A 14,040-nucleotide genomic window follows, 5' to 3' on the forward strand; every position below is an offset into this window, starting at 1 on the left:
ACGCATCACCGGGGTCGTACGCATCACCTCGGATGTTGGGGAAAGCCTGGGCAACGCGTTACCGCGGCCTGTGCGTTCTCACAGGCGGCGGCCAGCTTGACCACAGCGACCACCCACAACGGCCGTACAGCATGCGCAGGGTGACATCTGCCACCGATCCCCTCCCCCACCCGACCGTGCCCCCCGCCGTGTCCGCGGACCGGTCCCCGCCGACGGCCTGCGAGACGGCCCCGGCGGCGCCCCCGCCGGACAGGGCGCCACGCTGGTCGCTGCCCGCACTGATCGCGATCATGATCCTGGCGGCGGTGCTCTACTCCTGGAACCTGTCCGGGTCGAGCCTCAACAGCTTCTACAGTTCCGCGATCTACAGCGGCACGCAGAGCTGGAAGGCGTGGTTCTTCGGCTCACTGGACGCCGGGAACTTCATCACCGTCGACAAGCCGCCGTTCGCGCTCATGATCATGGGCCTGTCCTGCCGGATCCTCGGGTTCGGCACCTGGCAGATGATGCTGCCGGAGGTCGCGGCGGCGCTGGGCACGATCTGGATCCTGCACTCCAGCGTGAAGCGGGTCTTCGGACACGCGGCCGCCGCCGTCGCGGCACTCGTGCTCGCGCTGACGCCGATCACCGTCGCCATCAACCGCGACAACAACCCCGACACGATCCTGGTGCTGCTGATGGTGGCCGGCGCCGCTCTCGCGCTGCGCGCCACGCGCGACGACCGGCTGCTGCCGCTCCTCGGCTCCGCGGCCTGCTTCGGGCTCGCCTTCAACACCAAGATGCTCCAGGGCTACATCGCCCTGCCCGCCGTCTTCGCCGTCTACCTGTACGCGTCGAGGCTCGGCTGGAAGAAGAAGGCCGTGAACCTGGCGCTGGCCGCCGTGGCACTCGCCGTCGCCAGCTTCTGGTGGGCGACGGCCGTGTCCCTGGTGCCCGCCGACGACCGGCCGTACATCGGCGGTTCGACCGACGGCAGCGCCTGGGACCTGATCATGGGCTACAACGGCCTGGGCCGGGTCCTCGGCGGCGAGGGCAACGGCGGGGGCGGCGGAGGCGGCGGCTCCTTCGCCGGGACCGCGGGCATCGGCCGGATGTTCAACGACGTCCTCGGCGGTCAGATCTCCTGGCTGATCCCCTTCGCGGGCATCGCGCTCGTCGCCGGCCTGGTGCTGCGCGGCCGGGCCCCGCGCACCGACCCGACCCGCGCCGCCCTGGTGCTGTGGGGCGGCTGGCTGGTGCTGCACTACCTGACCTTCGCCATGGCCGAGGGCACCATGCACCCGTACTACACGACCGCGCTCGCCCCGGGCATCGCGGCGCTGTGCGGGGGCGGCGGCGTCATGCTGTGGCGTGCCTTCCGCGGCGGTGACGCCCGCTGGTCGTGGGTGCTGCCCGTGGGGCTCGCGGTCACCGGCGGCTGGGCGATCGTGCTGCTGAGGCGCGCCACCGGCTGGAACACCTGGCTGTGGCCGGTCGTCGGCGTGGTCATGGTCCTCGCGATCGTGGGCCTGTTCGTGCTGCGGTCCGCGAGCTCCGGCACCAGGGTCCGGCTGCTCGGCGCGTCCGTCGCCGCGGCGATCGTGGCGGCCCTCGCCGGTCCGACGGCGTACGCCGCCTCGCCGGCCTTCGGTTCCTCCAGCGGCATGATGGGCGGCACCAACCCGACCGCGGGTCCGTCCACCGGTGGCGGCATGGGCGGTCCCGGTGGCGGCGGTGGCCGGGGCGGCTCCGGCGGCGGCAACGGCGGTCCCGGTGGCCAGGCGCCCGGTGGCACGCAGCAGGGCGGCCAGGCGAACGGCGAGTTCCCGGGCGGCGCGGGCGGCCAGATGACGCCGGGCGGCGGCAACGGCGAACTCCCGCAGGGCGGCGCCCCCAGCGGCGCGCCGAGCGGCGGCCAGGGCGGCCAGGGCGGCCAACAGGGCGGCGCGAACGGGCAGTTCCCCGGTGGCACCCAGGGCGGCGGCGAGAGCGGCACGGCTCCGGGCGGCTCCGGCGGTGGCCCCGGCGGCGGTACGGGTGGCGGCGGCGGTATGGGCGGTGGCGGCATGGGCGGCGCCGACAGTGAGCTCATCTCGTACCTGGAGAAGCACCAGGACGGCGCCACCTGGCTGATCGCGGTCTCCAACTCGCAGAGCGCGGGCCAGATGATCCTCAGCAGCGGCGAGCCCGTCATCTCCATGTGGGGCTTCACCGGCAGCGACCAGGCGATGACCCTCGCCAAGCTCAAGGAACTGGTGAAGAAGGGCGAGCTGCACTACATCCAGCTCGGCGGCGGCGGTATGGGCGGCAACAGCAGCCTGAACCAGGAGATCACCGCCTGGGTGCAGAAGAACGGCACGGCGGTGAAGGAGAGCGCCTACAGCTCGACGGCGACCTCCGCGTCCGGCTCGGGCACCGCGTCCGGGTCCGGCACCGAGACCTCCGGATCGGACGCCTCGGGCACGGACACCTCGACGCAGAGCAACCAGTCGACGGTCTACCGACTGGACGCCTCGGACGTGAGCTGACCGCCACGGCCCAACGGTGCGGAACGGCCCCTGACTTGACTGTCGGGGGCCGTTTCGGCGTAAGAAAGCGCGTTCAACTCGCGTAGACAAGGGGCAATTTGCCGGTTCCTGTCACCTGATGGACATGTCAGATTCATTGCCATGACCGCATGTGCATGTCACTCTCCCGATTGCCGCCTCCAATCAACCCGCGTAGATCGGACACCCCACATGCTGGCGACACGCATACGCCGATGGAAGTCGGTGGCGCTTGCCACCACTGCCGTCCTGGTCGGTCTCACCGCGCCCGCGCTCACCGCGACCCCCGCCGCGGCGACCACGACGGCCTACGACGCGACGTACTACAAGAACGCGGTCGGCAAGACGGGCACGAGCCTGAAGTCCTCGCTGCACACGATCATCAGCAGCCAGACGAAGATCTCGTACTCCGCGGTCTGGGACGCCCTGAAGGCCACCGACCAGGACCCGAACAACAGCAGCAACGTGATCCTGCTGTACAGCGGTGTCTCGCGAGCCAAGTCCCTCAACGGCGGTGACGTCGGCGACTGGAACCGCGAGCACACCTGGGCCAAGTCCCACGGCGACTTCGGCGAGGTGACCGGTCCGGGCACGGACCTGCACCACCTGCGTCCCGCGGACGTCCAGGTCAACAGCATCCGCGGCAACCTGGACTTCGACAACGGCGGCAGCGCGGTCACCAACGGCGGCGGCAGCACCGTCGACTCCGACTCCTTCGCGCCGCGCGCCGCGGACCGGGGCGACGTGGCCCGCATGATCCTCTACATGGCCGTGCGCTACGAGGGTGACGACGGCTTCGCCAACCTGGAGCCCAACGAGAAGGTCGGCAACGGCAGCAACCCGTACATGGGCAAGCTCTCCATCCTCAAGGCGTGGAACGAGGCGGACCCGCCGAGCGCCTTCGAGGAGAAGCGCAACCAGGTCATCTACGACACCTACCAGCACAACCGCAACCCGTTCATCGACCACCCGGAGTGGGTCGAGGCGATCTGGTAGCAGCTGGAGCACGACCGTGAAGGGGCCGAACTTCCCTCGATTCCAGGGGCGTTCGGTCCCTTTCGGCGTTCACGGGCAGCCCGCCCGGAGTGCCCGGACGGCGTGCCCGGACGCCTGCCGAGCCCTACCGCTCGCCGCGGGGAGCGCCGTACCAGCGCCACCGCGTGAGGCGGGCGTGCCCCGGGATCTCGCCCCGGCCGGTGGCCCACAGCAGGGTGGCCCACCGGTCGGGGCCGGCGGGGGCGTCCGGGGCGTCCGGGGCGTCCGGGGCGTCCGGGGCGTCCGGGAAGAGCCTCGCCAGCACCCGGTCGCACAGTGCGGGGTCCGGCTCCCACGGGACCCCGAGCCCCTCGGCGACGTCGTGCAGATGCACCAGCGTCTCGACGACGCCCATGGCGGCGAACCCTTCGGGGTCGGAGGCCCCGAAGACGTGATGGGACCTGACGCCCGCCGGTGCCGTACGCACCATGGCGGTCAGCAGCGCCCCGCAGGCCTCCAGCACCCGCGCGAGTCCGGCCGGCCCGGCCGTCCGGTCCGCGAAGATCACGTTCGCCGGCGCACCGGGCCGCTCCGCGCGCCACACGAAGGGCACCTCGGTGTCCGACGGCGCGTCCCGCGGGCCCAGCTGGGCGGCGTAGGCGAACAGGTCGTCGGCCAGATGCTCGACGGTCTCCCAGCAACTCCAGTCCAGCGAACCGGCCTTGGCGTCCCAGTCGGCGACCTCGGCCCCCCGCAGGGCGGCCACCGCCGACCGGACCGCTTCCTGTACGTCGTCGGCGGTGACGGGGCCGGGTGATCCGTGTGCTCCAGACATGGCGGGACCGTATCAACCCGGCGATCGGCTTCGGTTAGGAGAGATGCGTCGGCGCGAACATCCGCAGCACCGCCGGGAGGAGGACCACTGCGGGACCGGGCGTGGACAAGGCCTTCGCCAGGTCCGCCTCCAGGGTCTGCGCAGAGGTCCGCACCCCCGGCACCCCGAAGGACTCCGCCAGGGCCACGTAGTCCGGGCGGGTCAGTTCGGTGGCCGTGGGCTCGCCGAAGGCGTCGGTCATGTACTCGCGCAGGATGCCGTAGCCGCCGTCGTCGACGATCAGCCAGGTGACGTTCAGGTCGTACTGCCTGGCCGTCGCCAGCTCCGCGATCGAGTACAGCGCGCCGCCGTCGCCCGATACCGCCAGCACCGGGCGGGTCGGGTCGGCCGCCGCCGCGCCCAGCGCCGCCGGGAAGCCGTACCCCAGGCCGCCCGCGCCCTGGGCCGAGTGCATGTGGTTGGGGCCCTTCGCGTCGAAGGCCGACCAGGCCCAGTACGCGAGGATCGTCATGTCCCAGAAGGACGGGGAGTCGGCCGGCAGCGCCCGGCGGACCGACGCCAACACCTCCTGCTCCAGGGTGAGTTCCTGGGCGGCGATGCGGTCGGCGACCTTCGCGAGGACCTCACGGACGCGCTCGGCGGCCTCCGGCCGGGCCCGCTCCACCACCGGCTCCACCGTCTCCAGCAGCGCCTGCAACGCCAGTCGCGCGTCCGCGTGGATGCCGAGCGCCGGATGGTTCGACTCCAGCTTCCCCAGGTCCGCCTCGATCTGGACGACCCTGCCCCGCGGCTTGAACGTGTGGTAGTTGGAGGAGAGTTCGCCGAGCCCCGAGCCGATGACCAGGAGGACGTCCGCGTCCTCGAGGAAGTCCGTGGTGTGGCGGTCCTCGATCCAGGACTGGAGCGAGAGGGGGTGCGTCCAGGGGAACGCCCCCTTGCCGCCGGGCGTGGTGACCACCGGGGCCTGCAACACCTCCGCCAGCTGTTTCAGCTTGCCCGAGGCGTCCGACCGTACGACTCCGCCGCCCGCGATGATCGCCGGACGGGCCGCCTTCGACAGCAGGTCGGCTGCCACGGCGGTCAGTTCGGGGCGCGGCGGCAGCTCTTCGGGGAAGGCGTCGCCGCCGGTCACCACCGGGACCAGCGTCTGCGCCAGCAGCACGTCCTGCGGGATCTCCACCCACACCGGGCCGTGCGGCACGGTCAGCGCGGACTTCCAGGCCGCCTCGATCGCGGACGGGATCTGTGACTGGGTGCGGACGGTGTGGACCGACTTCACCACGCCGCGGAACGAGGCCGCCTGGTCGGGCAGTTCGTGCAGGTAGCCGTGGCGGCCGCCGCCCAGTCCGGCGGTCGGGATCTGGCTGCTGATCGCCAGCACCGGCGCCGAGGCGGCCGCGGCCTCCTGGAGCGCCGCGAGCGAGGTCAGCGCGCCCGGGCCCGTCGACAGCAGCAGCGGGGCCGCCTCGCCGGTGATCCGGCCGTACGCGTCCGCCGCGAACCCCGCGTTGTTCTCGACCCGCAGTCCGATGTACCGCAGCGAGGAGCGGCGCAGCGCGTCGAACATGCCGAGCGCGTGCTGGCCGGGCAGCCCGAAGACGGTGGTCGCGCCGAGCCCGGCCAGCGTCTCCACGACCAGGTCTCCGCCGTTGCGGCCGGCGGGAGGGTTCAGCGCAGCGGCGGTCTGCGCCTGAGTCGGCCGGAGCACCAGGTCGTGGTCGTGAGTCACTTCGCGCGAGCCTCGGCAATCTGTCGGGACATGATGGTGGTCAGTTCGTACGCCGTGTGGGACGCGGCCACCGACGTGATCTCCGCGTGATCGTACGCGGGGGCCACCTCGACGACGTCCGCCGAGACCAGGTTGCACGAGGCCAGGCCGCGCAGGATCTCCAGGAGCTCGCGCGAGGTCATGCCGCCCGCCTCCGGGGTTCCGGTGCCGGGGGCGTGCGCCGGGTCGAGGCAGTCGATGTCGATGGAGATGTAGAGGGGGCGGTCGCCGATGCGCTGACGCAGCTGGTCGGCGATCTCGTCGGCACCGCGCCGGTAGACGTCCGCCGAGGTGACGATGCCGAAGCCCAGCTTCTCGTCGTCGGTCAGGTCCTGCCTGCCGTACAGCGGGCCGCGGGTGCCGACGTGGGAGAGGGCCTCGGTGTCGAGGATGCCCTCCTCCACGGCCCGGCGGAACGGTGTGCCGTGGGTGTACTCCGCGCCGAAGTACGTGTCCCAGGTGTCGAGGTGCGCGTCGAAGTGGAGCAGGGCGACGGGTCCGTGCTTCTTCGCGACCGAGCGCAGCAGCGGCAGCGCGATGGTGTGGTCGCCGCCCAGGGTCATCAGGCGGGCGCCCGTGCCCAGCAGGTCGTCGGCCGCCGCCTCGATCGTCTCCACGGCCTCGTGGATGTTGAACGGGTTCACCGCGATGTCGCCGCCGTCCGCCACCTGGGCGAGGGCGAAGGGGGAGGCGTCCTGCGCCGGGTTGTAGGGCCGCAGCAGCCGGGACGCCTCGCGGATCGCGTTGCCGCCGAAGCGGGCGCCCGGCCGGTACGAGACACCCGAGTCGAACGGCACGCCCACCACGGCGACGTCGGCGCGGCCGACCTCGTCGAGGCGGGGCAGTCGGGCGAAGGTCGCGGGGCCGGCGTACCGCGGGACGCGGGAGGAGTCGACGGGGCCGCGGGGCGTCTCGTTGCCACTCATGGTCAAATGCTCTCTTTCTTACGCTTCATCGCGTATGTACTACTTCTCGTACGACTCTACTGGGACACCGGAACGGGGGAGGTTCCGGCCGTCTCGGGGGTCCGGCCGGCCAGTCGCTCGCGCCAGGCGGCCAGTACGGCGGGGTCGGTGGCCGGGGTCGCCAGGGAGACGGCGAGGTAGGCGGCCAGGGAGCCGAGGAGGCCGTAGTAGACCGGCTCGTTGGCGAGGATGCCGTAGCCGGCCATCAGGCCGATCACCGCGACGCCGCCGACCACGACGGAGGCGAGGGCGCCCTGGACCGTGCCGCGCTTCCAGAGCAGTCCGCCGAGGATGGGGACCAGCAGTCCGCCGACGAGCAGGTTGTAGGCCACCGTCAGCGCCTCGACGACGTTGTTCAGGGCGATCGCCGTGACGATCACCGCGACGCCCATCAGGAGGATGAACAGGCGGTTGCCCCTGACCTCGTCGCGTTCCTCGCCGTCGGCGCTCACGGCGCCCCGCAGCCGCGACCAGATGTCGTTGTTGGCGACGGTCGCGCAGGCGATCAGCGCACCCGACGAGGTCGACATCACGGCGGCGAGCGCGGCGGCCAGCACCAGCCCCCGCACGCCGACCGGGAGTTCGTCCTTGACGATCGTCGCGAAGGCGGCGTCCGCGGAGGCGAGGTTCGGGTAGAGCACCTTGGCCGCGGTGCCGATGACGGCGCCGGCGAGGGCGTACACGAGACAGTAGGTGCCCGCCACCGTGCCGCCCCACTTCGCCGTCCGGTCGCCGCGGGCGGTGAACACGCGCTGCCAGATGTCCTGGCCGATGAGCATGCCGAAGGTGTAGATCAGCACATAGGTGAAGATCGTCTCGCCGCCGATGCCCAGCGGGTCGAAGTACCCGGTCGGCAGCTTCGCCCTCATCTCGCTGAAGCCGCCCGCCTTGACGACCGCGATCGGCAGCAGCAGCAGGAGCACGCCGATCGTCTTCACCACGAACTGCACCATGTCGGTGAGGGTGATCGACCACATGCCGCCGAGCGTCGAGTACGCGACGACGATCGAGCCGCCGAGGATGATCGCGACGGTCCTGTTCATGTCGAAGAGGACGTCGAAGATGGTGGCGTACGCGATGGTCGACGTCACGGCGAGCATCAGGGTGTACGCCCACATCACCACGCCCGAGATCACGCCGGCCCGGCCGCCGTAGCGCAGGTCCAGCATCTCGGAGACGGTGTAGACCTTGAGGCGGGCGATGCGGGCCGAGAAGAAGACGGAGAGGGCGAGCAGGCCCAGGCCGATGGTGAACACCATCCACGCGCCGGACAGCCCGTACTGGTATCCCAGACCCACGCCGCCGATGGTGGACGCGCCGCCCAGGACGATCGCCGCCATGGTGCCGGAGTACATGACGGGCCCGAGGCGACGCCCCGCGACCAGGAACTCGCTCTTCGAGCGGGCGCGGCGCATGCCCCACCAGCCCATGGCCAGCATGCCGGCCAGATAGACGGCGATCACGGTGTAGTCGACGGCCACGGGGCCCACCCTTCTTGATGGCTGAGGTGGTTCGGGAGTTGACCCTAGGTGGCCGAAAAGCGCCCCGGAAGTGTACGTTTCATCCACTCGATCCGCGCCCAGTGGAGGGAACGTCCATAGTGCCGGAGCCCGCCGTGCCCCCCACCCCACCGGTCCCCCTCGCCGCCCTGCTGGCCCGCGAGGACCTCGCCCTGCGGCAGATCGCCGGTCCCGCCGAGCCCGGCGTCGTGCTGCACGGGGCCCACACCTCGGAGATGGCCGACCCGTATCCGTATCTCCTGGGCGGCGAGCTGCTGCTGACGGCGGGCGTGCACATCCCGGAGGCGGCCGGGTCGGGCACCTACTTCGAGGACTACGTCTCGCGGATCGTCGAGGCGGGCGGCGCGGCCCTCGGGTTCGGGGTCGCGCCGGTGCACGACACCGTGCCGAGAGCGCTGGTCGCCGCCTGCGAGACGTACGGGCTGCCGCTCCTGGAGGTGCCCCCGCAGACGACGTTCTCGGCCGTGGCCCGCGCGGTCTGGCAGCTGATGGAGCGGGCCCGCACCGCCGAGCTGCGCCGGGTCACGGAGGCCCAGCAGAGCCTCGCGGCCGCCGCCTCCCGCCCGGACCCGGTCCCCTCCGTCCTGCGGCAGCTCGCCCAGCGGGTCGGGGGGCGCGCGGTGCTGTACGGGCCGGAGGGGACGCAGATCGCGGGGGCGGGACAGACGTCCGCGACGGACGTCCCCCTCGCCGCGCTCGCCCGACTCCTCCTCTCCCGCGCCTCCGCCACCGCCAGCGACACCACCTCCGACGGGGCCCACCTAGCCGCCTACGCGCTCGGGGCCGGCCGGGGGTTCGTGCTCGGGGTGGCGGCGCCCCGGCGTGACCCCGGGGACCACACCATCGCCTCCGTCGCCGCCGTCCTGCTCTCCCTCCTCACCGGCGAACACCAGAGCGGCTCGGGAGCGGCCCGCTCGTCGGCGCTCGTACGGCTGCTGCTGGGGGCCGCGCCCGCCGAGGTGGCCCCGCTGCTGGGGGGCGAGCGGTGGCTCGTCGTGCACGCCCGGCCGGACGCCCGGGCCCCCTCGTCCCCGGCTCCCCCGCTCCCGGCTCCCCCGCTCCCGGCTTCTCCCGATCGGGCGGACCCCTACCTCCCGGTGGCCGCCGCCGCGCTCGGCGCCGGTCTCGGATCACCGCTGGTCGACCTCGCGCACGACGTCGTACGGGTCCTCGTCCCGGCCGACGCCGCGCCGGGGCCGCAGCCGGGCTGGACCCTCGGCGTCAGCGCGGACGCGGCGCCCGCCGACTGGCCCGCCGCCGACGCGCAGGCGGCCCGCGCGCTGGCCCGGGCCCGCGCCACCCGTACGGCACTCGTCCGCCACGGCTCCGGATCCGGGCTGCTGGACCTGGTGCCCGACGACGAGGCCCGGGCCCACGCCCGGGCGCTGCTCGCCCCCATCGAGGCGAGCGGCGCGAGCACCGCGCTCATCGAGACGCTGCGCACCTGGCTCTCCCTGCACGGGAGTTGGGACCGTACGGCGGTGGCCCTGGCCGTGCACCGCAACACCGTGCGGCAGCGGATCGCCCGCTGCGCGGCCCTGTTGGGGACGGACCTGGACGATCCGGACGTCCGGATGGAGCTGTGGTTCTCCCTCGGACGGGGGTGAGTGACGCGTGTCCCAGCGTCCGGAACAGCGCAGACGCGCACAGTCCGCTGCCCCACAATGGAAACCATGCCGATACCCGGGACGCCCAGCCGCGCCGAACTCGTCGACCACCTCGTCAGAACCCGTATCGCCGGGGACGTCGCCACGCCCCGCGAGAACAATCTCTCCCACTACCGCCAGCTCGCGAACGGCGTCCGCAACTTCTGGCTCGGCCTGGAGCTCGGCGACCGCTGGACCGACGAGCAGGACGTGCTCGCGGTGATGGCGGAGCGGGTCGGTGTGAACGACGACGCCGAGTACCGCTACGGCCAGGACACCATCGACCCCGAGCTGACGGTCGACGGTCTGGACCGGCTCGCGGCCCGGCTGCGCAAGGCGGCCGAGGGGCAGCAGCGGGTCCTCTTCGCCACCGGCCACCCGGGCGGTCTCCTCGACGTGCACCGCGCCACCGCCGCCGCCCTGCGCGCGGCCGGCTGCGAGATCGTCGTGATCCCGGAGGGGCTGCAGACGGACGAGGGGTACGTCTGGCAGCTGGCCGACGTGGCGGTTCTGGAACACGGCGCCACCCTCTGGCACACCCACTCGGGTGAGCCGATGAAGGCCATCCTCACCGCGCTCGAACGCGAGGGCCGGCCGCTGCCCGACCTGGTCGTCGCCGACCACGGCTGGGCGGGCTACGCCGGGCAGCACGGCGTCGACTCCGTGGGTTACGCCGACTGCAACGACCCGGCGCTGTTCATCGCCGAGTCGGAGGGCACCGTCCAGGTGGCGGTCCCCCTCGACGACCACGTCGTCAGCCCGCGTCACTACGACGTGATGACGGCGTATCTGCTGGCGGAGGCGGGACTGACCGACTAGGTCCCGTCCTGGGCGAGGTCCCCCCCGGCAGGGGCGCCGCACGCGCGCGTGCGGCGCCGGGGGCTCAGCCGCCGCGGGGGGCGCGGACCACGCCCTCCTGGATCACCGAGACGGCGAGCCGCCCGTCCTGGGTGTAGATACGGGCCTGGCCGAGGCCCCGGCCGCCGTGCGCGGACGGCGACTCCTGGTCGTACAGAAGCCATTCGTCGGCGCGGAACGGGCGGTGGAACCACATCGCGTGGTCCAGGGACGCCCCCACCACGTCACCGACCGCCCAGCCGCCGCGCCCGTGCGCGAGCAGGACCGAGTCGAGGAGCGTCATGTCGGAGACGTAGGTGGCGAGGACGACGTGCAGGAGAGGGTCGTCGGCCAGCTTGCCGTTGGCGCGGAACCAGACCTGGGAGTGCGGCTCGCGCGGTGCGCCGTACCGGCCGTACGGCGGCTCGTCGGCATAGCGCAGGTCGACCGCCTCGCGGGCCTCCAGGAACCTCTCGACGACCTCGGGGTCGAGGTGGGCGTAGCCGCGCAGCCGTTCCTCGGAGGTGGGCAGCGTGGCCGGGTCCGGGGCCGGCGGCATCGGGGCCTGGTGCTCGAAGCCCTCCTCGTACCGCTGGAAGGAGGCGGACAGCGCGAAGATCGGCTGTCCGTGCTGGACGGCGACGACACGGCGCGCGGTGAAGGACCGGCCGTCGTTCATCCGGTCGACCGTGTAGACGATGGGCGCGCCCGGGTCGCCCATGCGCAGGAAGTACGCGTGCAGGGAGTGGGCGAGGCGGTCCTCGGGGACCGTCCGTCCGGCGGCGACCAGTGCCTGCGCCGCGACCTGCCCGCCGAAGACGCGCGGGACGACGGCGGAGCGGGACCGGCCGCGGAAGATGTTCTCCTCGATCTGCTCGAGGTCGAGCAGATCGAGGAGATCCTGTAGTGCCTGGCTCATGGGAGACAGTTGTACCCGCCAGTGATTTCCTGAGGTTTCCCGGGCCTTACAGGCCCATGTCCTTGGCGATGATCGACTTCATGATCTCGCTGGTGCCGCCGTAGATGCGGTTGACGCGGTTGTCCGCGTACAGGCGGGCGATCGGGTACTCGTTCATGAAGCCGTAGCCGCCGTGCAGCTGGAGGCAGCGGTCGATCACCCGGTGGGCGACCTCGGTGCAGAACAGCTTGGCGCTGGCGGCCTCGGCCGGGGTCAGCTCGCCCGCGTCCAGGGCCTCCGTGGCGCGGTCGGCGACGGCCTCGGCCGCGTCCACCTCGGCCTGGCAGGCGGCCAGCTCGAACTTGGTGTTCTGGAAGTGCGCGACCGGCTTGCCGAAGACCACGCGCTCCTGCACGTACTGCTTGGCGAACCGGACGGCGGCCTTGGCCTGCGCGTACGCGCCGTAGGCGATGCCCCAGCGCTCCGAGGCGAGGTTGTGGCCGAGGTAGTAGAAGCCCTTGTTCTCCTCGCCGAGCAGGTCCTCGACGGGCACCTTGACGTCGACGAACGCCAGCTCGGCGGTGTCGGAGGTCTTCAGGCCGAGCTTGTCCAGCTTGCGGCCGACCGAGTAGCCCTCGGCCTTGGTGTCCACGACGAAGAGGGAGATGCCGTGGCGGCGGTCCTCGGCGCTGGGCGCGTCGGTACGGGCGCAGACGATCATGCGGTCGGCGTGCACGCCACCGGTGATGAAGGTCTTGGAGCCGTTGAGGACGTAGTGCGTGCCGTCCTCGGAGAGCTTGGCGGTGCTCTTCATGCCCGCGAGGTCGGAGCCGGTGCCCGGCTCCGTCATCGCGATCGCCCACATCTCCTCGCCGGAGACGAACTTCGGCAGGAAGCGCTTCTTCTGCTCGTCGGTGGCGAGCAGCTTGAGGTACGGCAGACCGAGCAGCACGTGCACACCGGAGCCGCCGAAGGAGACGCCCGCGCGGGCGGTCTCCTCGTACAGCACGGCCTCGAACTTGTACGAGTCGATGCCGGCGCCGCCGTACTCCTCGTCGACGCGGATGCCGAAGACGCCGAGCTCGGCGAGCTTGTAGTAGAAGTCGCGCGGCGCCTGGCCGGCCGCGAACCACTCGTCGTAGACGGGAACGACCTCGGCCTCGATGAAGGCCCGCAGGGTCTCCCGGAACGCCTCGTGGTCCTCGTTGAACACCGTACGGCGCACCGCCGGCCCCTCTCTGCGCCTAAGCCGGCGCCGCTCTCGCGGATGTGGTTGCTCGCCGTCGGGGTGCTCAATGGGTGATTGCGGCCGTCCCGGTGGCTAAGCGCTTGCTCAGAGAACAACCGTACCGGCGAGTACGAACAGCGTCCAGGGTGGGGCGGGGGTAACGCTCGTCACTCCACGGCCGCCGCGAAGGCCCCCCTGGCCATCCGGTGCAGCAGCGCCGCCGTGGCCGCGCGGCCCGGCAGGGAACCCGGTCGGCCGAGGTGCGGGGTGGAGTTCAGCAGACCGAAGACGGAGTGCACCGCCGAGCGGGCGGTCGGCTCGGCGAGGTCCGGATACACGGCGCGCAGGGCCTCCACCCACAGTTCGACGTACTGCCGCTGGAGCTGGCGGACCAGCTTGCGGTCGCTGTCGCGGAGGCGGTCCAGCTCACGGTCGTGCAGGGTGATCAGGGGACGGTCGTCGAGGGCGAAGTCGATGTGGCCCTCGACGAGCGAGTCGAGGAACGCCTCGGGCGGTACGCCGTCGGCCTCCTCCAGGCGCCGCTTCGCGCCGGTCAGCAGCCGGCCGCTGATACCGACCAGCAGCTCGGCGAGCATCGCGTCCTTGCCCGGGAAGTGCCGGTAGAGCCCCGGCCCGCTGATGCCGACGGCGGCGCCTATCTCGTCCACCCCGACGCCGTGGAACCCGCGCTCGGCGAACAGCCGCGCGGCCTCCCTGAGGATCTGCTCGCGACGGGTGGGGGCGTCGGTTCTCGTGGCCATGAGGGCAATTCTAGACAGGAAGGTTAGCGGTCGTTAACCTGAAGGAAATGGTTAACGCTCATTAACAGTCGATCACTGGGTG

The 14,040-nt window shown here is 72.0% G+C and carries 11 protein-coding genes; 4 read left to right on the top strand and 7 right to left on the bottom strand.

Translation table 11 applies throughout. The features are described 5' to 3' along the window. The first annotated feature begins 140 nt into the window (after window positions 1–140). Both ACFWBD_RS19070 and ACFWBD_RS19075 read left to right on the top strand, forming a co-directional pair. Window positions 141–2,507 carry a glycosyltransferase family 39 protein gene (locus ACFWBD_RS19070; protein ID WP_385667865.1) on the top strand — a complete coding sequence of 789 codons (2,367 nt, stop codon included), beginning with the start codon at window positions 141–143 and terminating at the stop codon, window positions 2,505–2,507. A 210-nt stretch (window positions 2,508–2,717) separates the two neighbouring features. Continuing rightward, window positions 2,718–3,521, top strand: coding sequence for an endonuclease I family protein (locus tag ACFWBD_RS19075; RefSeq protein ID WP_385667867.1), 804 nt, complete (start codon window positions 2,718–2,720; stop codon window positions 3,519–3,521). 124 nt (window positions 3,522–3,645) lie between these two features. On the opposite strand, the gene ACFWBD_RS19080 is transcribed toward ACFWBD_RS19075, so the two are convergent. From ACFWBD_RS19080 to ACFWBD_RS19095, 4 genes are read right to left on the bottom strand one after another with little or no spacing between them, the layout of a single operon-like run. Further along, window positions 3,646–4,335, bottom strand: coding sequence for a hypothetical protein (locus ACFWBD_RS19080; protein WP_385667869.1), 690 nt, complete (start codon window positions 4,333–4,335; stop codon window positions 3,646–3,648). Between the two features lie 34 nt (window positions 4,336–4,369). Then, window positions 4,370–6,064 (bottom strand): thiamine pyrophosphate-binding protein, encoded by a 1,695-nt coding sequence (locus ACFWBD_RS19085; protein ID WP_385667871.1) that lies wholly within the window; start codon window positions 6,062–6,064, stop codon window positions 4,370–4,372. Beyond that, window positions 6,061–7,029 carry an agmatinase gene (gene speB / locus ACFWBD_RS19090; RefSeq protein ID WP_385667873.1) on the bottom strand — a complete coding sequence of 323 codons (969 nt, stop codon included), beginning with the start codon at window positions 7,027–7,029 and terminating at the stop codon, window positions 6,061–6,063. The genes ACFWBD_RS19085 and speB overlap by 4 nt, the downstream gene beginning before the upstream one ends. Before the next feature lie 56 nt (window positions 7,030–7,085). Then, window positions 7,086–8,549: a sodium:solute symporter gene (locus ACFWBD_RS19095; protein WP_385667875.1), complete on the bottom strand. Its 1,464-nt coding sequence runs from the start codon at window positions 8,547–8,549 to the stop codon at window positions 7,086–7,088. 119 nt (window positions 8,550–8,668) lie between these two features. Here ACFWBD_RS19095 and ACFWBD_RS19100 point away from each other — a divergent pair, with 119 nt between their 5' ends. Together ACFWBD_RS19100 and ACFWBD_RS19105 are read left to right on the top strand one after the other, a co-directional pair. After that, window positions 8,669–10,195, top strand: a complete 1,527-nt coding sequence (locus ACFWBD_RS19100; RefSeq protein ID WP_385667877.1) for a PucR family transcriptional regulator — start codon at window positions 8,669–8,671, stop codon at window positions 10,193–10,195. A 66-nt stretch (window positions 10,196–10,261) separates the two neighbouring features. Beyond that, window positions 10,262–11,053: a phosphatase gene (locus ACFWBD_RS19105; protein ID WP_385667879.1), complete on the top strand. Its 792-nt coding sequence runs from the start codon at window positions 10,262–10,264 to the stop codon at window positions 11,051–11,053. A 64-nt stretch (window positions 11,054–11,117) separates the two neighbouring features. Here ACFWBD_RS19105 and ACFWBD_RS19110 read toward each other — a convergent pair whose 3' ends face one another. From ACFWBD_RS19110 to ACFWBD_RS19120, 3 genes are all read right to left on the bottom strand, one after another. Further along, window positions 11,118–11,990 carry an acyl-CoA thioesterase gene (locus ACFWBD_RS19110; RefSeq protein WP_385667881.1) on the bottom strand — a complete coding sequence of 291 codons (873 nt, stop codon included), beginning with the start codon at window positions 11,988–11,990 and terminating at the stop codon, window positions 11,118–11,120. A 46-nt stretch (window positions 11,991–12,036) separates the two neighbouring features. Next, a complete protein-coding gene (locus ACFWBD_RS19115) occupies window positions 12,037–13,194 on the bottom strand; it encodes an acyl-CoA dehydrogenase family protein (protein WP_385667883.1) in 1,158 nt (385 codons plus the stop codon). A 170-nt stretch (window positions 13,195–13,364) separates the two neighbouring features. Next, window positions 13,365–13,958: a TetR/AcrR family transcriptional regulator gene (locus ACFWBD_RS19120; protein WP_385667885.1), complete on the bottom strand. Its 594-nt coding sequence runs from the start codon at window positions 13,956–13,958 to the stop codon at window positions 13,365–13,367. Window positions 13,959–14,040 lie beyond the last annotated feature (82 nt).

The sequence above is a fragment of the Streptomyces sp. NPDC060002 genome (assembly GCF_042737245.1).
Classification (GTDB): Bacteria; Actinomycetota; Actinomycetes; order Streptomycetales; family Streptomycetaceae; genus Streptomyces.